The organism is Paraconexibacter antarcticus (genome assembly GCF_024220175.1).
Lineage (GTDB): Bacteria > Actinomycetota > Thermoleophilia > Solirubrobacterales > Solirubrobacteraceae > Paraconexibacter > Paraconexibacter antarcticus.
Genome location: NZ_CP098502.1, coordinates 4,291,700 through 4,308,832, shown reverse-complemented (window position 1 = coordinate 4,308,832; position 17,133 = coordinate 4,291,700). Strand labels below are relative to the sequence as shown.

Genomic DNA, 17,133 nt, shown 5'->3' with positions numbered 1-17,133 from the left:
CGCAGCCTACACGGGCCTGAACGCGCCCGTTCGACAGCCCGTCAGCCGGTGATGCCGACGATCGCGGCGCAGTCCCAGTTGCGCGCGCCGCGGCCGTTGTCCCACAGCTTCGCCGCGAGCCGGTCCTGCTCGGCCTTGGACGCCTGATAGGCCTGCGGGGTCGAGCCGCCGAGGCCCTTCCAGGTGGCGACCATGAACTGGTAGTAGCCCGAGGCGCCCGCGGAGTTCGGTCCGACGTTCTGCCCGCCGGACTCGCACTGGACGATCGCCCACGGGATCGCCCACGGCCCGCCGGGACCCGCCTTGGAGACCGCGGCGCGGGCGGCGGCGCGCTCCTGCTCGGCGAGGACCTTCGTCAGGCGGTGCTGCGCCGCACGCCGGTTCGCACGGGTCGCGGTGAGGGCGGCCAGGCGAGCGGCGCGGGCCTGCGCGAACGCGTTGCGCCGGGCCTGGAGGCCGGCGCTGATCTGGGCGAGCGCGTCGCGGCGGGCGCGCACCGCGTCGGCGGCGGCCTGCCGCTTCGGGAGCAGGCGCTGGTACTCGCGGCGGTCGGCGAGCGCGTCGATCTTCGCGCGGCGGACCTCGCCGAGGACCGACGAGTTGCGCTGCTGGATGCTGTGGAGGAACTGCACGCGCTCCTGGAGCTCGGCGAACGACCGGGCCTGCAGCACGACGTCGGTCCAGTCGAGCTGCCCGGTCTCGTAGCGGGCGCGGAGGACGTCGGCGAGCCGGGCGCGGACCAGGGCGAGGCGGCTGCGCAGGCGGATGTGGCGCGAGCGCGCGGCCCGCAGGCGCGTCTCGGTGTCGGCGAGGCGGGCGGCGGCGCGGTCGAGCTCGGACTGCGCCGCGTCGAGGCGGCCCTGCAGCAGCGCGATGGCCCGGGCGGCGCGCTGCTCGAGCCGGCCGAGGCGGGCGGCGGCGGAGCCGAGCTGGGCCTCGAGCCGCTTGGAGTGCCCGATCGCGCTGCGGAGCTGGCCGGTGCTCGCGGCCCGGGCGGTCGAGGTGCCGCCGTCGCGGCCGGCGGGCAGCGTCGCGAGCCCGGCAAGGAGGGCGACGGCGAGGAGCGCCACGAGGAGCGGGCGCGGGATGGCGAGGCGGCGGACGGGCATGCGGAGGCCACCGGCGACGCGGAGGCGGGCCGTCCACGGTAGGCGGCGGACCGCGCGCGGGCGAGCGCTGCAAGCGGGCGCCCGCGCCCGGGTCGCGCTCGGCCGCGGCGCGTAGCGTTGCCGCATGCGCCACGCGATCTTCCTGGCCCCGTTCGACGCCTGCAGCGAGCCGGCGGTGCTGCTCGAGCTCGCGGTGGCGGCCGAGGCGGCGGGCTGGGACGGCTTCTTCCTCTGGGACCACGTCGTCTACCGCGACCCGGTGCGGGCGCTTGCCGACCCGTGGATCGCGCTCGCGGCGATGGCGGTCGTCACCGAGCGGCTGCGGCTCGGCCCGATGATCACCCCGCCGGCGCGCCGGCGGCCGTGGAAGCTCGCCCGCGAGACGACGACGCTCGACCGCCTGAGCGGCGGGCGGCTGACGCTCGGCCTCGGGCTCGGCTCCGACAACTCGAAGGAGCTCTCAGGCTTCGGCGAGGAGCTCGACGACCGCGTGCGGGCCGCGCGCCTGGAGGAGGCGCTGGCGGTGCTCGAGCAGTGCTGGTCCGGCGAGCCGGTGCGGTTCGGCGGTGAGCACGTCTCCGTCGACGCAAAGCCGTTCCTCCCGCGCCCGGTCCAGCTCCCGCGCCCGCCCGTGTGGCTCGCGTCCCGGGGCGGCGCGCGCCGGCCGATGCTCCGGGCCGCGCGCTACGACGGCTGGTTCCCGATCGAGCTCGACGGACCCGGCGCCCTACGGGCCGGCATCGCGGACATCGCGGCGGTGCGGGCGGCCGCCGGGGCGCCCGCGGCCTTCGACGTCGCCGTGACGACGGACGACGGCGAGGACCCAAAGCCGTGGGGGGACGCGGGCGCGACGTGGTGGCTCGAGGGCTTCGGGCTCAGCCCGGACCTCGAGCGCGTGCGCCGGACGATCGCGACGGGCCCGCGGCGCTGAGGGCACCGCGGGCGGGCGCGGGCGGGCGCGGGCAGCCGCGGGCGCCGCGGCCCGCGTCCTCAGGCGGCCGGCTCGACGAAGAGGTCGGTGATGAGGTCCTCCTCGCGGGCGCCCTCGCCGAGGTAGCGCGAGAAGTCGGTGAGGCCCGTCCGCTCGGTGAGGATCTCGTCGTCGATGAGGAAGCGGCCGGTGAGCTCGCGCGACGGCGCGGTGAAGATCGCGTGCGCCGCGTCGGCCATGATCTCCGGGCGGCGGGAGCGGGCCATCGAAGCGTCCCCGCCGAGGAGGTTCTGCACGGCCGCGGTCGCGATCATCGTCCGCGGCCACAGCGCGTTGGAGGCGACGCCCTGCTCGCGGAACTCCTCCGCGAAACCGAGCGCGCACATGCTCATGCCGTACTTCGCGATCGTGTAGCCGACGTGGTTCCCGAACCACTTCGGGTCGTGGCTCAGGGGCGGGGAGAGCGTGAGGATGTGCGGGTTCGTCCCCTTCAGCAGGTGGGGGAGGCAGGCCCGGGAGACGACGTAGGTGCCGCGGGTGTTGATGTCCTGCATGAGGTCGTAGCGCTTCATCGGGAGGTCGAGCGTCCCCATGAGGGCGATCGCGCTCGCGTTGTTCACGCAGATGTCGATGCCGCCGAAGCGCTCGGCGCACTGCGCCACGGCGGCGTCCACGGCTTCCTCGTCGCGGATGTCGCCGACGATGCCGAGGGCCTGGCCGCCGGCCGCCTCGATCGCGGCCGCCGCGGTGTGGACCGTGCCCTCCAGGCGCGGGTCGGGCGTCCCGGTCTTCGCCATGAGGCAGATGTTCGCGCCGTCCTGCGCGGCGCGGAGGGCGATGGCCAGGCCGATGCCGCGGGACGCGCCGGAGATGAACAGCGTGCGGCCCGCGAGAGATGTCGTCGTCATGGGTTGCAAATTACTACCGACTCCGGGCACGTGTCACCCGGAGCCGCGCGGGAACCCCCGGTCAGGGGGTGCCGGCCGAGGCGCCGACGGGCGCCCCGGCCGGGGCGAGCGCCGGGCCCTCCGCCGCGGCGGCGACGATCGCCGCGTGGGCGGAGGCGTCGGCCATCCCCGGCCGCCAGCCCGGACCGCGCAGCAGGTAGCCGAGGCGGTCGCGCCACTTCGGCGTCGAGCGCACGTCGTGCCAGATGGCCTCGTACTCGTGCGTGAGGACCTTCATCGGGCTGAACGTCCGGATGTTCGTCGTGAGGCCGTAGCGGACGCGCTCGGTCTCGCCCTGGAAGGACCCGAACAGGCGGTCCCAGATGATGAGGATGCCGCCGTAGTTGCGGTCGAGGTAGATCTCGTTCGCGCCGTGGTGGACGCGGTGGTGCGACGGCGTGTTGAACAGGAACTCGATCGGGCGGGGGAGCTTCCCGATGCGCTCGGTGTGCAGGCCGAACTGGTAGATGAGCGACCACGACTGGGCCAGCAGGATCATCCACGGCTTGTAGCCGAGGAGCGCGAGCGGGAGCCAGAACGGCATCGTCAGCGGGACCCACGGCTGCCGCAGCGCCGTCGAGAGGTTGTAGTGCTCGCTCGAGTGGTGGACGACGTGGCTCGCCCAGAAGACGCGGACCTCGTGCCCGACCCGGTGGTAGGTGTAGTACGCGAGGTCGTCGGCGAAGAACAGCAGCGGCCAGATCCACCAGTCGCCGGCGTCCATCCGCAGCGGCGTCAGTTCGTAGGCGGCGGCCCAGACGGCGATGAGGACGAGGTGCCAGAAGGCGTTGACGACGAGGCTGCCGACGCCCATCGTCAGGGACGTGCGCGTGTCGCGGGCCTCGTAGCCGACGTAGGCGGGGTGGCCCGCGGCGGCGCGCGCGGCGTCCTCCTCGCGGGCCTCCTGCGCCTCGCGGCGGAAGGCGAGGATCTCGACCCCCATCATGAGGATGAAGAACGGGATGGCGTAGACGGTGAGCTCGATCATCGTGACGGGGCCTCGGTCGGGGACAGCGCGGTGAGGGTGTGCGCGGTGAGCGTCGCGGCGGCGGCGCGGGCCGCGTCCGCGTCGCTGTCGAGGACGGCGGCGACGAGCGCGTCGGTGGTCTCCGCGTCGAGCAGTTCGTCGCGGAGGTAGATGACGGCGACGGCGGTGACCGCGTCCTCGCCGTGGAGGAGGGAGTTGTAGGCGAGCCGGTAGGCGATGTTGCCGGTGGCGTCGACGAGGACGTCCCACAGCTCGCGGTAGGCGTCGAGGAGCGCGGGGCCCGGGCTCACCGGGCCGTCGGTGGCGACGCAGTGCTCGCGCGCGGCGGCGAACGCGGCGGCGCGGGCGGCGAGGCTCGCGCGGTCCTCGTCGGTCGCGCGCGCGGCGGCGCGGGCGGCGACGTCGGCGGCGATGCAGGCGCGCAGCTCGTAGGCGGCGCGGGCGACGCCGACGTCCTCCGGCGGCAGGTCGACGAGCAGCTCGAGCCCGCCGGTGCGGCGCCAGTCGAGGACGCGGGTCGCGCCGCCGTGGGAGACCTGGACGAGCCCCGCCTGCTGAAGGCGCTTGACCGCCTCGCGGACGGCGTGGCGGTTGACCTCGAAGCGCTCGCTCAGCGTCCGCTCGGACGGGATGCCGTCGCCGGGGCGCACGCGGCCGCTGAGGATGTCGGCGCGGAGGGCGTCGTAGACGACGGTGGAGACGGGGACCCGGGCGTCTGGCATCGCGAGGCCCACGGTAGCAACTGGTTGGACCAGTTGGCAAGGAGGAGGAGGTCGCGGGCTCGCGGGAGGGGGGCGGCGCCGGGGGCCCGGCGTGGTGGGCCGGCGCCGGCGGGGCCGGCGCCGGGCCCGCCGGCGGGCGGGTCGGCGCCGGACCCGGCGCCGGGGGCCCGTGAGCGGTGAATGAAGATTCACGGTGCTCTGGGCACCCTGAACCTTCATTCACTGCCGACGGGCTACGCCGACGCCGGCCGCGTTACGAGCGCGCTGAGGATGACCTGGGAGCGGGTGCGCAGGACGGAGCCGTCCTCCTGGAGGGCGCGGATGAGGCGTTCGAGGTCGGCGTTGGAGCGCGTGCGGACCCGGGCGATCGCGTCGGCCTCGCCCGTGACGCTCCAGGCCTCGACGACCTCGGGGTAATCGCGCAGGGTCGCGGCGACCTCCTCGAGCAGGGTGCCGGGGGCGAAGAAGAGCTCGACGAGGGCCTCGGTGGTCCAGCCGAGCGCGGCGTGGTCGAGGATCGCGGTGAAGCCGTGGAGCGCACCGTCGGCCTGGAGGCGGTCGACGCGGCGGCGGACCGACGGCGGGCTCAGCGCGACGCGGGTCGCGATGTCGTCGTACGTCCGGCGCCCGTCCTGGACGAGAAGCGTGAGAATCTGACGGTCGACGGCGTCCATTCGTTTGATTCTGACGCAAAGTCGACGCAAAGTGGTGGTGAAAGCGCACAATTGGCCCCGTAGGCTTGTCGGATGCCCCGCCGTGAGCCCATCGCATCCGTCCTCTTCGACGAATCCCACGGCCAGGCGTGGACGATCCGCCCGGCCGTCGCCGCGGCGATGCAGCCGGCGCACCCGGGCGACTCGTCGTACGCCGACGCCGCCGCGCTCCTGCGCGCGCACGACCTCACGACGGCCGCGCACACGCCGGCGGACGGCCCGCTCGACGCGGCGGCGCTCGCGACGGCCGACGTGCTCGTCGTCGCGCACCCCTCGGAGGCGCGCTGGGAGCGGACGGTCCCCGGCGGCTCGCCGGTCTTCTCCGCGGCCGAGCTCGACGCCATCGCCGCGCACGTGCGCGGGGGCGGCGGGCTCGTCGTCCTGGCCGAGACCGAGCAGGACAAGTACGGGACGAACCTCTCCGCGCTGCTCGCGCGGTTCGGGCTCGGCGTCGTCAACGACACGGTGAGCGACTACGAGCACCACCACGCCGGCGCGCCCCACTGGGTGCTCGCCGATCTCGAGCCCGACGCGAGCCGGCGGCGCGGCGTGGACCTCCTCGCGCGCGTGGACGAGGTCTGCTTCTACCGGGCGGGCACGCTTGCGGTCAACGGAGCGGGCGCGCGCATCCTCGCTCGCGCGAAGGCGACGTCGTCGGCGCCGGGCGCGCCACTCGCGGCGATCGCCGAGCACGGCGCCGGCCGCGTCGCGCTGCTGGCCGACTCCGACCTCTTCGGGGACGACTGCCTCGCCGACCTCGGGCACCGCGAGCTGTGGCTCGGCCTCGTCGGCTGGGCGGCGGGCCCGCGGCTCGCCCGGGCCCTGCCGGCGGTCGCCTCGCCGCTCACCGCCGACCCCGCATGGCCCGCGCTGAAGGACGCCACGGACGCGCTGCGCCTGCTCCAGGCGCCCGACGGCGCCCTCGCCGCCGGCGCGGACCCGGCCTACGCCCACCCGCTCGTCGACGTGATGCTCGACGCGCTCGGGCGCCTCGCGGTGCACGTCCCGCACCAGGCGGCCTACGTCGGCGCGGCCGCGGCGGACCTGGAGGCGTGGCGGGCCGGCGGCTTCAGCGTCCCCGACTTCACCGCGGCGCTGGACGCCTTCCGCCCCGATCAGCACCGCGTCGACGGCATCGAGCACCTCGTCCTCTTCCCGATGTACAAGCAGAACGGCTCGCGCGACAAGGTCTTCGAGGCGCTCGTCGTCCGGGTGCCGTGGCCCCGGTGGCTCGCCGACCTCGAGGCGACGCGGTACGACAACGCGAAGTTCGTGCCGGTGACGCTCGTCGACCACACCGCGGGCTACGACAGCGAGTGCGCGGTCCTCTTCCCCGAGACGGTGACGGTCGGCGGCACCCCGGCGAACCACTTCGGCGGGATCTTCTGCGACCGCGAGAGCGCGCGCTTCCGCGAGCACGTCGGGGCGGCCGCGGGCGTGCTCGGCGTCAATCTGCCGCCGGACGCGGCGGCGCTGCTCACGAGCGAGGCGCTCTCGCGGGACGCGTTCGTCCTCTGGGACCTCGTCCACGACCGCGCGCACTCGCACGGGGACCTGCCGTTCGACCCGTTCATGATCCGCCAGCGCGCGCCCTACTGGATGTACGCGCTGGAGGAGCTGCGCTGCGACCTGACGGCGTTCACCGAGGCGGTGACGCTCGAGGCCGAGGACTTCGCCTTCGCCCGCCACGTGCAGACCGCGATCCTCTTCGACCGCCTCTTCCGCTTCCCGGTCACCGGGCCGCGCGTGCGCAACTACGACGGGCTCGGCGGGCAGCTGCTGTTCGCCTACCTGCACCAGAGCGGACGGGTGCGGTGGACGGACAACCGGCTGACGATCGACTGGGACCGCGTGGCCGGCGGCGTGCTCGAGCTGCGGACGCTCGTCGAGGAGCTCTACCGGCGCTCGATCGACCGCTCGCGGCTCGCCCACTGGGGAGCGGCGCACGACCTCGTGGCCGCATACGTGACCCCGGCGGCGGGCTCGCGGTGGGTCGCGGGCGTACGCGCGTACGAGGAGGCCGAGGACCTGCGCCCGGCCATCGACGAGGTGCTCGAGGACGAGTTCCCGTTGTCGATGTTCTACCTCGCGCTGCAGCGGCGGCTGGCGGCGGCGCGCGCCGAGGCGCCCGGTGCCGCTACCGTCGCAGCATGACCCTCGACTCTCGGGCCCTCGCCGGGCGGACGATCGCGATCGCGGGGGCCAACGGCTCGCTCGGTCCCTACGTGGCGCGGGCCGTGGCCGGCGCCGGGGCGACGGTCGCGATGACCGATCGCGACCTGCCGGCGCTCGAGATCCTCGCGGCGGAGCTCGGGGTGCCGGCCGAGCGGGTCGACTGCCAGGTCGTCGACCTCATGGACGAGGTCGCGACGCGCAGATGGGCGGCGTCGGTGCGCTCGCGGTTCGGCGGCGTCGACGGCGTCCTGCACCTCGTCGGCGGCTGGCGCGGCGGGAAGCCGCTCGCGAGCGCGCCGCTCGGAGACTGGGACGACATGGCCAACCTGCTCGTGCGGACGGTGCAGCACACGAGCCGCGCCTTCCACGACGCGCTGAACGACTCGGGCTGCGGGCGGTTCGCGATGATCGGTGCGCGCCAGGCCGTGGCGCCGAGCCACACGAACGCCGCGTACGCCGCCGCGAAGGCCGCCGCCGAGACGTGGACGTACGCTCTCGCGGACGCGTTCGCCGAGGCCGACCACGGCGCGACCGCGAACGTCGTCGCGATCAACGCGCTCGTCACGCCCGAGCAGCGGACGGCGGAGCCCGACAAGTCCTTCAAGACGTTCACGGACGCGGAGGACATCGCCGACACGCTCGTGTGGCTGTGCAGCGACGCGGCCGGCAAGGTCAACGGGCAGCGCATCGAGCTGTACGGCCGCTGAGGACGCGGGCCGGCGCATGAGGGGGTTCGCGTCCGACAACTACGCCGGAATCCACCCCGAGGTCCTCGCGGCGATCACGGCCGCGAACGACGGCACGCACGCGAAGGCCTACGGGGCCGACCCCGTGACGGCCCGGATGGAGGCGCTCTTCCGCGAGCACTTCGGCGAGGACGCCCGCGCGTACGTCATGTTCAACGGGACCGGGGCGAACGTCACCGCGCTGCGTGCCTGCTGCCGCCCGTGGGAGGGCGTCATCTGCGCGGACACCGCGCACGTCCACGTCGACGAGGGCGGCGCGCCCGAGCGGATGGGCGGCCTGAAGCTCCTCACGACGCCGACCCCCGACGGCAAGCTCACGCCGGCCGACGTCGCGCGGCTCACGATCCGGGTGGGGGACGAGCACGCGGTCCAGGCGCGCGTCGTCACCGTCACCCAGCCGACGGAGCTCGGGACGCTCTACTCGCTCGAGGAGCTGCGGGCGCTCGCCGAGGCGGCGCACGCGCGCGGCCTCCTGCTCCACGTCGACGGCGCCCGGCTCGCGAACGCGGCGGTCGCGCTCGGGACCGGCTTCCGCGCCTTCACGACCGACGCGGGTGTCGACGTCCTCACCTTCGGCGCGACGAAGAACGGCGCGCTGGGGGCCGAGGCGGTCGTCTTCCTCACCGCCGGCCTTGACGACGGGTTCCTCTACCTGCGCAAGCAGTCGATGCAGCTTGCGTCGAAGGGGCGCTTCTACGCGGCGCAGCTCGCCGCGCAGCTCGACGGCGACCTCTGGCACCGGGCGGCGGCGCAGGCGAACGCGATGGCGCAGCGGCTCGCCGCGGGGGTCGCGGCGATCGACGGCGTGCGCGTGACGCAGGCCGTCCAGGCGAGCGCGGTCTTCGCGATCCTGCCGCCCGTCGCGGCGACGCAGGTCATGGCGGCCTTCCCGTTCTACGTCTGGGACGAGCACACCGGCGAGGTGCGCTGGATGTGCTCGTGGGACACGACCGAGGCCGAGGTCGACGGCTTCGTCGCGGCGATCGCGCAGGCGGTGGCTCAGGCCGGATAGCGTCCCCGCATGGGACAGCTGCAGCTCGGATACACGACCGGCTACTGGTCGCCGTGGGGCCCGCCGACGGGCGTGGAGGACGCGATCGCGGAGGCCGACCGCCTCGGCCTGCACTCGATCTGGAGCGCCGAGTCCTACGGGTCGGACGCGATCTCGCCGCTCGCCTGGTGGGGTGCGGCGACGAAGACCGTCAAGCTCGGCACGTCGATCATCCAGCTCAGCGCGCGCACGCCGGCGATGACGGCGATGACCGCGATGACGATCGACCACCTCAGCGGCGGGCGCTTCATCTGCGGGCTCGGCGTCTCCGGGCCGCAGGTCGTCGAGGGCTGGTACGGGCAGTCGTTCCGCCGGCCGCTCGCGCGGACCCGCGAGTACATCGCGATCATGCGCGACATCTGGGCGCGCCGCGGCCCGGTCACCGCACCCGGGCCGCAGCTGCCGCTGCCCTACGCGGGCGGCGGCGGGCGGCCGGAGCCGACCGGGCTCGGCAAGCCGATCAAGTCGAACCTGCGGCCGGTCCGCGAGGACATCCCGGTCTACCTCGGCGCCGAGGGTCCGAGAAACATCGCCCTGGCCGCCGAGATCTGCGACGGCTGGCTCCCGCTCTTCTACTCGCCCCAGCACGAGGACTTCTACCGCGAGGCGCTCGACGCCGGGTTCGCCGTCGACGGTGCGCGGCACACGCGCGAGAGCTTCGAGGTCTGCGCGACCGTCCCGCTCATCATCACCGACGACGTCGAGGGCGCCGCCGACTTCCTGCGCCCGATGTACGCGCTGTACTTCGGCGGGATGGGGGCGAAGGGGACGAACTTCCACGCCGACGTCGCGATCCGCATGGGCTACGAGGCCGAGGTCGACCGGATCACCGACCTCTACCTCGAGGGGCGGAAGGACGAGGCCGCCGCCCTGGTCCCGACGTCGCTCGTCGAGCAGCTCGCGCTCATCGGGCCGCGCGAGAAGATCGACCACGACCTCGACGCCTGGCGCGACTCGCAGGTGACGACGCTGCTCGTCGGCGGGGACGCGGCGACGCTGCGGACGGTCGCGGAGCTCGTCCTGGGGTGAGGCCCCGGCGCGCGGGCGCCGGCTCCCCGCGGAGGGCGGGCGCGGGCTCCCCGCGGAGGGCGGGCGCGGGCTCCCCGCGGCGCCGACTGACAGCTGACGCAGACCTGTCCGGCCTGAGCTGTCAGTCGGTGAGCTCGCGGACGACGAGGTCGGCCTTCTGGCGGCCCTCGAGCGTCAGGACGACGCGGCCGGCGGCGAGCGCGGCCGGATCGAGCAGGCCGTCCGCCGCGAGCCGGTCGGCCTCACCGCGCGCGGCGGGCGACAGGAGGGCGACGTCGGTCCCCGTGTGCAGGCGCGAGGTGAGCATGATCGCCTCGAAGCGCTGCTCCTCGGCGGTGAGGACCTCACGCCCGAGCGCCGGCGAGCGGCCGGCCTGCAGGCGGGCGGCGTGGGCCGAGGGGTGCAGGACGTTCCACCAGCGCACCCCGCCGACGTGGGAGTGGGCGCCCGGCCCGATGCCCCACCAGTCCCCGCCGTCCCAGTAGCCGAGGTTGTGACGGCAGGCCGCGGGCCCCGGCGCCTCCGGGGCGCCCGGCTGCGGACGCGCCCAGTTGCACACCTCGTACCAGCGCAGCCCGGCGGCGGCGAGGCGCTCGTCCGTCCGCGCGTAGCGGGCGGCCATCGTGTCCTCGTCGGGCGCGGGCAGCTCGCCGCGGCGGACCTGGGCGGCGAGCCGCGTCCCCGGCTCGACGATGAGCCCGTAGGCGCTGATGTGGTCGGGGTCGCAGGCGAGCGCGGCGTCGAGCGTGTCCTCCCAGTCGGCCGCGGTCTCCCCCGGCGTGCCGTAGATGAGGTCGAGGCTCACATGCTCGAAACCGGCGGCGCGGGCCTCGGCGACCGCTGCGGCCGGCCGGCCCGGCGTATGGGTCCGGTCGAGCGTCGCGAGCACGCCCGGCGCCGCGCTCTGCATACCGAGGGAGAGGCGCGTGAACCCACCCTCGCGGAGCGTCGCGAGCGCGGCCGCGTCGACGCTGTCGGGGTTCGCCTCCGTCGTCACCTCCGCGCCGGGGGTGAGACCGAAGAGCTCGTCGATCGCGCGGAGGAGCCCGACGAGCTCTTGCGGCGGGAGGAGCGTCGGGGTCCCGCCCCCGACGAAGACGGTCTGCACCGGCCCGGCGCCGGAGCCGAGCACCTGGCGCGCCAGGCGCAGCTCCGCGAGCGCCTGCGCGGCGTACGTCGTGCGCGACACGCCGCCCTTCAGCTCGGCCGCGGTGTACGTGTTGAAGTCGCAGTACCCGCAGCGCGTCGCGCAGAACGGCACGTGGAGGTACACGCCGAACGGCCGGCCGCCGGCGCCCGCGCGGACGCCTTCCGGCAGCAGGCCGGAGGCGGGGACCGGCTCTCCGTCGGGGACGACCGCACACATGGACGCCCCACAGTGTGGCGGGCGGACCGCTGGACGTCCGATAGGGTCCCGCGCCACATGAGGCGTACAGGGACGCTCGGGCTGCTGGCCGCCGCGATGCTCGCGGTCTTCGCGCTCGCCGGCTGCGGACAGGACCAGGTCAAGGCGAACAACCGGTACGTCGCCGCGACCGACCGGGTCGTGCAGGCGTTCGAGACGAAGTTCCAGGCGCTGCAGGCCGACTTCACGCCCGTGAGCACGCCCCCGGAGGACCTGAGGACGCTCGCCCTTCTGCAGGCCGCCGTCGCGCAGGTCGTGCAGGACCTCGGCCGCATCCAGCCCCCCGCGAAGATCGCTGGCCTCCACGAGGCGCTCATCGCCCACACGCGCGAGTACGAGACGGTCATCAAGACGGCCGAGACGGGTTTGAAGTCGCAGGACCTGACGAAGATCGCCGCGGCCCGGTCGCGGTTCTCGAGCCAGCTCGCCGCGGTCGCCACGAAGATCACCGACACGATCAACACGATCAACGCCGCCCTGAAGTAGGCGTCGCCGGGTCGCGCGGATGTCGCTTCGCTCCCTGCGTCGAGCATCGTCGAGGACTCGGTGAACACGTACCTGCGCGCGAGCCGCTCGCTCACCTCGCCGCGGGTGAAGCCGGCGACCGCCATCTCGATCGCGACGAGGCGGGCGCCATCGGAGATCGGGGCCGCGTTGTCGTCGGCCGGCTCGGTGAGCGGCGCCGCGGTGGCGCCGGCGAGCGCGGACGGGTCGGTCGGGCGGTAGGGCCCCGCGTAGCCGCCGAGGACGGGCGGACGGATAGAGGTTCGAGACGACGAGGACCCTCATGCGCCGGTCCCCTCGCCCGGCCCGGACGATGGACCCGAGCCCGCCCGCCGCCGCCGGAGCCCCAGCCTCCCGACGACCCGCGCGCGGTCCTCCCGCGAGAGCCCGCCGCAGCCGAGCACCGCAGCCGGGTAGACGACCGCCGCGACGAGCCCGAGGCCGATCGCGCCGAGGCCTGCGTGCCGCGCGAGGGCGACGGCGACGCTCATGATCGCCCCGGCGAGCAGCGCGTTCGGCAGGCGCCCGGGGCGGAACGGCAGCTGCAGCGGCGACAGCGAGATGCGCGCCGCCGACGTGATGACGATGACCTCGGTCGCGACCGTCACCCACGCCGCCGCGATGTAGCCGTGACGCGGCAGGAGGATGACGTTCGCGACGACGTTGAAGACGAGCGCGACGATCGCGATCCACACGAACGACTTCTGCCGGTCGACGACGATCGCGAGGAAGCCCATGAGGTAGCCGAAGCACGTCGACATGAACGCGAGCATGAGGACGGGCAGGACCCCGGCGGCGGGCGCGAACTCCTCGCCGAAGAGGAGGACGATCGCCGGGCGCGCCGCCGCGATCGTGAACGCGAGCGCCGGCACCGAGATGAGCGCCATCGCCTCGAGCACCTGCTGCACGAGACGGCGCGTGCGCTCGGGGTCCGCGGGCCAGGCCGCGGAGATGAGCGGGAACGTCGTCGCCATGATCGCGGCGGGGAGGAACTGGACGCGATCGAGCAGCAGGTAGGCGGTGCCGTACAGGCCGGCGCCGCGCTCGCCCGTGTAGTGGAGGACGAGGAGCTGGTCGATGCGCCCGTAGGCGAACGTGAGCATCGAGGCGATCCCGAGCGCGACGCCGACGCGCAGCAGCGCCCGCCCGTGCACGCGCACGCGGTCGAGCGCGAGGCGGGTCCCGCGCAGCACCCACACGGTCTGGAAGGCCGTCGTCACCGCGGTCGTGAGCATGAGCGCGGCGGCGAACGCGACGAGGCCGCCGCCCGTCGCGGCGACCCCGATGACCGCCGCCGTCCAGATGACCGAGTTGAACGTGATGACGAGGATCGTGCGGTCGTTGCGCATCTTCAGCTGGAAGGCCGCGCGCAGCGACATCGGCGCCTGCACGACGAGCGTCCCGGCGATGAGCGCGCCCGCGGTCCGCATCGCCGAGGAGGACGCCTCGGCGCTGCACACGAGGTAGGTGAGGAGGCCGGCGGGCAGCGCGAGCAGCAGCCGCAGCACGAGCAGCGCGCCGAGCCACTCGCCCTCCTCCGCGGGGGCGGCCGCCGCGCGCCGCACCGCGTTCGGCTCGAGGCCGAGCTCGGCGACGGTGCCGACGATCGCCTGTACGGCGAGGAGCGTCACCCACTGGCCGTTGCCGTCGACGCCGAGCCCGCGGACGATGAGGATCGTCACGACGACGCCGAGCGCGAGGTTCCCGACCCGGCCGACGAGCTGGATGGCGACGTCGCGGACGGCGGCGCCGCGGGTCGGCCCGGTCGTCGCCTCCGCCGTCATGCCACCACCCTCCGGACCCACCCCGGCGCGAGCGAGCAGCGAGCCCTCTGGGCGAGGCGTCCTGCCGTCATGCGGCGAGGGTGCCGACCGCGTGGCTCGCGCGGATCGCGAGCAGCAGGTCGTCCCACGACCGGGCGACCTGCTCGGCGGCGAGCAGCTCGCAGAGCGCCCGCAGCCCGTCGAGCCCGGCCGCGCACTCGCGGTCCCAGCGCAGGGTGAGCGGGATCCACAGGGCGGTCTGCGCCTCGACGAGCTCGCGCACGACGGGCAGCAGCTCGGCGGCGGTGCCGTCGAGCGGCGGGTAGGACGGCAGCCACACCGCGTCGCCCCGCCACGACGGGCCGGCGTGGAACCCGAGCGTCTCGATCGTCGGCGCGCCGCCGCAGACGATGTCGAAGCGCGCGGCGAGCGCCGCCCACGCGGACGCGTCGAAGCGGTCCCACGGCGCGACGAAGACGTCGGCGTGCAGCGCGGCGTCGCGCAGCGCCTCCTGCGCGGTGTCGAGGCGCTCGTCGAGCTCCGCGCGCTTGAGGCCGCTGAACTCGGACGGGCTCGACGCCTTCCCCGACCGCGTGCGGTGATCGAGCCCCTGCAGTGCGAAGGCGACGCCGTCGCGGCGCAGGTCGGCGAGCAGGTCGCGCTCGGCGGCGTCGTGCTCGCGCCACGCGTCGGCCGACCGGTCCAGCGGCCGGTCCGGGACGCGCGGGAGCACCGACATGAGGTAGGGGACGCCCGCGCCGGCGAGCACCGCGTGCACGGCGGCGGCGTCCTCCGTCGTGCGGCCGGGCGCCGCGCCGTACGCCTCGTGGTGGGGGAAGCCGTCCACGCGGACGACGAGCTTCGGACGGCCCTCGGCCGCGTCGCCCAGGACGGCGCGGCGCGCGGCGACGTACGGTGCGACGACGTCCTGCTGCCACGACAGCCGGCCGCGGCGCAGCTGGGCGCGCTGGAAGCGGCGGCTCAGGCCGGACGGCACGAGCAGGCCACGGACCGCGCGGCGGACCTCCGGGACGTGGAGTGCGGCCGGCTCGACGAGTCCGAGCGCGAGCTCCTCGCCGAACAGGAGCCCGGCCGTGCGCGTCTCGTCGATGGTGAAGGCGGGCGCCATCGTCAGACCGGCGCCCCGGGGGCGACGAGGGGCGTCGCGACGACGGGCAGGCCGTGCGCGAGCGCCTCCACGACCTTCACCTCGCCGAGCTGGTGCCGGACGGCGGACTCGTAGGACGCGAGGCGGCGCGCGCCGCGCGAGGTGACGATCGGGTGCAGCCGGATCGCCGGGTGCTCGACACGCTCACGGGCCGGCTCGCCGGCGCCGAACGCGACGTAGAGCGGGACGACCGGGCCGCGCTCGGCGAGGGCCCGCGCCACCGCGTACGTGCGTAGGGCGCGGCCGACGCCGAGCGGCGGGGTGTGGGCGGTGAGGAAGAGGTCGGGCATCAGACGGCGGGGTCGGCGGGGCGGAGCTCGCGGTGCAGGCGGGCGACGACCGCGGAGGGGTCGTCCGCGGGGCGCCCGGGTCGCACAGCACCATCGCGTCCACGTGCCTGACCTGGACCGTACCGCTGAGCGCGCGGGCGAGGGCGAACGGCCCGCCAGCACCGCCGGAGGGCGCGGCCCGCGGCGTCACGAGGGGACGGAACTGCGCGGCCTCCAGGTGGGTGTAGCGCCACACGTCGCCGAGCGCCTCCCGCGACGCGGTCCCGGGAGTCCGGCGTCGCGAGGAAGGCGAGGAGCTCGTCCGCGAGCTCGGGCGTGATGCGCTCGTCGGCGCCGACCTCGAGGACCCAGTCGCCGGTCGCGTGGCCGGCGGCGTTCGCCGCCTCGTCCTGGACGATGAGGCACGCGCTGACCGTATGGCCCGCGCCGGCCGTCATCCGCGCCGCCGCCGCCGGCCGAGCCCGACGCTGACGGCCTGCGCCGGGCCGTACAGCCCGGCGGCCTTCAGGCGCACGCGGGCGGGCGTCGTCGACGGGAACACGGGCTCGCGCGGGACCGAGAGCGCCCGCCAGCGGCCGGCCTCGACGCCGACGCCGTTCACGCCGCACGCGATGCGGAAGCCGGCGCGGCTCGCGGCCGCCATGGTCGTCTCGTCGTGGCGCCCGTACGGGTAGGCCATCGTCCGGACCTCGTGGCCGACGAGCTCCTAGCACCTCGCGGCTGCGGCGCAGCTGCACCTCCTGCTCGTCCGCGCCGAGCAGCGGCAGGTCCACGTGGTCGTGGGAGTGCGCCCCGATCTCGAAGCCGGCCTGCTCGAGCGGCGCGACCTCGTCCGGGCCCAGGATGCGGCGGCCCGGCGGCAGGTCGGGATGGTCGTGGCCGAGGAGCGCCGGCGTCAGGAACGCGGTCGCGGTCGCGCCGCGCGCGCGGAGGATCTCCGCGGCGAGGTGGTGGGTCTCCGCGAGGCCGTCGTCGAACGTGATCGCGCCGAGTCCGTCGGCGGCCCGCCCGCCGCGGGCGACCGCGTCCCACAGTTCGGTGATCCCGACGAGGCGGTAGCCGCGGGCGCGCAGCGCGTCGACGTGCGCGGCGAAGCGCCGCGGCGTCGTCATCAGGCCACCCGGGTCCGTCTGCGGGGTCTCGTCGCCGAGGCCGTGGTAGCAGAGGACGAACGGCAGCCGGCGCCCGCGGGCGGCGGCGACGAGGTGGCGGCCGAGGAGCACGGGCGACGGCACCGGCTCAGCGCGTCCCGGCGACGGGGTGGGGACGGCCGCCACGGCGTCCACGTCGGCGAGCGCCGGCAGCGGCGTGGACACGACGGAGTGGCCCGCCGCGAGGTACTCGTACGTCGTCGATCTTCGACGCGCAGGTGATGTCGCGCCCGTCGAGGGGCGTGCCCGGCGAGTTCATGCGCCTGTTCCTACCAGCTTGCGCAGGCGGGCGTGAGCAGGAGCATGACCTTCGGCGTCGCCCGTAGCCCCGCCACACCGGGAGCGCCGCGAGCCGGCCCCAGAGCGCTCGCGCGGCGCCGGCGGCAGGGGGCGGGCGGCCTCCCGGCCGAAGCGCGCCGGCGCGAGGGCCACCTCGACCCG

The 17,133-nt window shown here is 75.2% G+C and carries 17 protein-coding genes; 7 read left to right on the top strand and 10 right to left on the bottom strand.

All coding sequences use genetic code 11. The features are described 5' to 3' along the window. Window positions 1–41: 41 nt before the first annotated feature. A complete protein-coding gene (locus NBH00_RS25715; protein WP_437126628.1) occupies window positions 42–497 on the bottom strand; it encodes a transglycosylase family protein in 456 nt (151 codons plus the stop codon). Between the two features lie 736 nt (window positions 498–1,233). Here NBH00_RS25715 and NBH00_RS21070 point away from each other — a divergent pair. Then, complete coding sequence (locus tag NBH00_RS21070) at window positions 1,234–2,040, top strand: LLM class flavin-dependent oxidoreductase (RefSeq protein WP_254570544.1); 807 nt, start codon at window positions 1,234–1,236, stop codon at window positions 2,038–2,040. 59 nt (window positions 2,041–2,099) lie between these two features. Here the strand turns inward: NBH00_RS21070 and NBH00_RS21065 are convergent, their stop codons facing one another. The 4 genes from NBH00_RS21065 to NBH00_RS21050 form a co-directional block, all read right to left on the bottom strand. Then, a complete protein-coding gene (locus NBH00_RS21065) occupies window positions 2,100–2,948 on the bottom strand; it encodes an SDR family oxidoreductase (protein ID WP_254570543.1) in 849 nt (282 codons plus the stop codon). A gap of 61 nt (window positions 2,949–3,009) precedes the next feature. Next, a complete protein-coding gene (locus NBH00_RS21060) occupies window positions 3,010–3,975 on the bottom strand; it encodes a sterol desaturase family protein (protein ID WP_254570542.1) in 966 nt (321 codons plus the stop codon). Beyond that, window positions 3,972–4,697: a FadR/GntR family transcriptional regulator gene (locus tag NBH00_RS21055; protein ID WP_254570541.1), complete on the bottom strand. Its 726-nt coding sequence runs from the start codon at window positions 4,695–4,697 to the stop codon at window positions 3,972–3,974. Before NBH00_RS21055 ends, NBH00_RS21060 begins: the two co-directional genes overlap by 4 nt. Window positions 4,698–4,930: 233 nt before the next feature. Beyond that, on the bottom strand, window positions 4,931–5,371 hold the full coding sequence (locus NBH00_RS21050; RefSeq protein WP_254570540.1) for an Lrp/AsnC family transcriptional regulator: 441 nt from the start codon (window positions 5,369–5,371) through the stop codon (window positions 4,931–4,933). A gap of 72 nt (window positions 5,372–5,443) precedes the next feature. Between NBH00_RS21050 and NBH00_RS21045 the strand changes: the two genes are divergently transcribed. The 4 genes from NBH00_RS21045 to NBH00_RS21030 are packed head-to-tail and all read left to right on the top strand — an operon-like array spanning window position 5,444 to window position 10,411. Further along, on the top strand, window positions 5,444–7,564 hold the full coding sequence (locus NBH00_RS21045) for a DUF6421 family protein (protein WP_254570539.1): 2,121 nt from the start codon (window positions 5,444–5,446) through the stop codon (window positions 7,562–7,564). Then, window positions 7,561–8,292: an SDR family oxidoreductase gene (locus NBH00_RS21040; protein WP_254570538.1), complete on the top strand. Its 732-nt coding sequence runs from the start codon at window positions 7,561–7,563 to the stop codon at window positions 8,290–8,292. Before NBH00_RS21045 ends, NBH00_RS21040 begins: the two co-directional genes overlap by 4 nt. Window positions 8,293–8,308: 16 nt before the next feature. Then, the gene (locus tag NBH00_RS21035) at window positions 8,309–9,343 is read left to right on the top strand and encodes a threonine aldolase family protein (RefSeq protein ID WP_254570537.1); all 1,035 of its coding nucleotides are present in this window, start codon (window positions 8,309–8,311) and stop codon (window positions 9,341–9,343) included. Between the two features lie 18 nt (window positions 9,344–9,361). Beyond that, window positions 9,362–10,411, top strand: a complete 1,050-nt coding sequence (locus tag NBH00_RS21030) for an LLM class F420-dependent oxidoreductase (RefSeq protein ID WP_367401353.1) — start codon at window positions 9,362–9,364, stop codon at window positions 10,409–10,411. A gap of 121 nt (window positions 10,412–10,532) precedes the next feature. Here the strand turns inward: NBH00_RS21030 and hemW are convergent, their stop codons facing one another. Next, complete coding sequence (gene hemW / locus NBH00_RS21025) at window positions 10,533–11,777, bottom strand: radical SAM family heme chaperone HemW (RefSeq protein ID WP_254570535.1); 1,245 nt, start codon at window positions 11,775–11,777, stop codon at window positions 10,533–10,535. 57 nt (window positions 11,778–11,834) lie between these two features. Here hemW and NBH00_RS21020 point away from each other — a divergent pair, with 57 nt between their 5' ends. Further along, on the top strand, window positions 11,835–12,302 hold the full coding sequence (locus NBH00_RS21020; protein WP_254570534.1) for a hypothetical protein: 468 nt from the start codon (window positions 11,835–11,837) through the stop codon (window positions 12,300–12,302). Window positions 12,303–12,362: 60 nt separating this feature from the next. Continuing rightward, window positions 12,363–12,542, top strand: coding sequence for a hypothetical protein (locus NBH00_RS21015; protein WP_254570533.1), 180 nt, complete (start codon window positions 12,363–12,365; stop codon window positions 12,540–12,542). Between the two features lie 59 nt (window positions 12,543–12,601). Here the strand turns inward: NBH00_RS21015 and NBH00_RS21010 are convergent, their stop codons facing one another. The 4 genes from NBH00_RS21010 to NBH00_RS20995 form a co-directional block, all read right to left on the bottom strand. Further along, window positions 12,602–14,104, bottom strand: a complete 1,503-nt coding sequence (locus tag NBH00_RS21010) for a flippase (protein WP_254570532.1) — start codon at window positions 14,102–14,104, stop codon at window positions 12,602–12,604. A gap of 67 nt (window positions 14,105–14,171) precedes the next feature. Next, complete coding sequence (locus NBH00_RS21005; protein ID WP_254570531.1) at window positions 14,172–15,212, bottom strand: DUF2334 domain-containing protein; 1,041 nt, start codon at window positions 15,210–15,212, stop codon at window positions 14,172–14,174. Window positions 15,213–15,214: 2 nt separating this feature from the next. Continuing rightward, window positions 15,215–15,541 (bottom strand): hypothetical protein, encoded by a 327-nt coding sequence (locus NBH00_RS21000; RefSeq protein WP_254570530.1) that lies wholly within the window; start codon window positions 15,539–15,541, stop codon window positions 15,215–15,217. Beyond that, entirely contained in the window at window positions 15,541–16,857 is a 1,317-nt protein-coding gene (locus NBH00_RS20995; protein ID WP_254570529.1) for a polysaccharide deacetylase family protein, read from the bottom strand. Before NBH00_RS20995 ends, NBH00_RS21000 begins: the two co-directional genes overlap by 1 nt. Window positions 16,858–17,133: the final 276 nt, after the last annotated feature.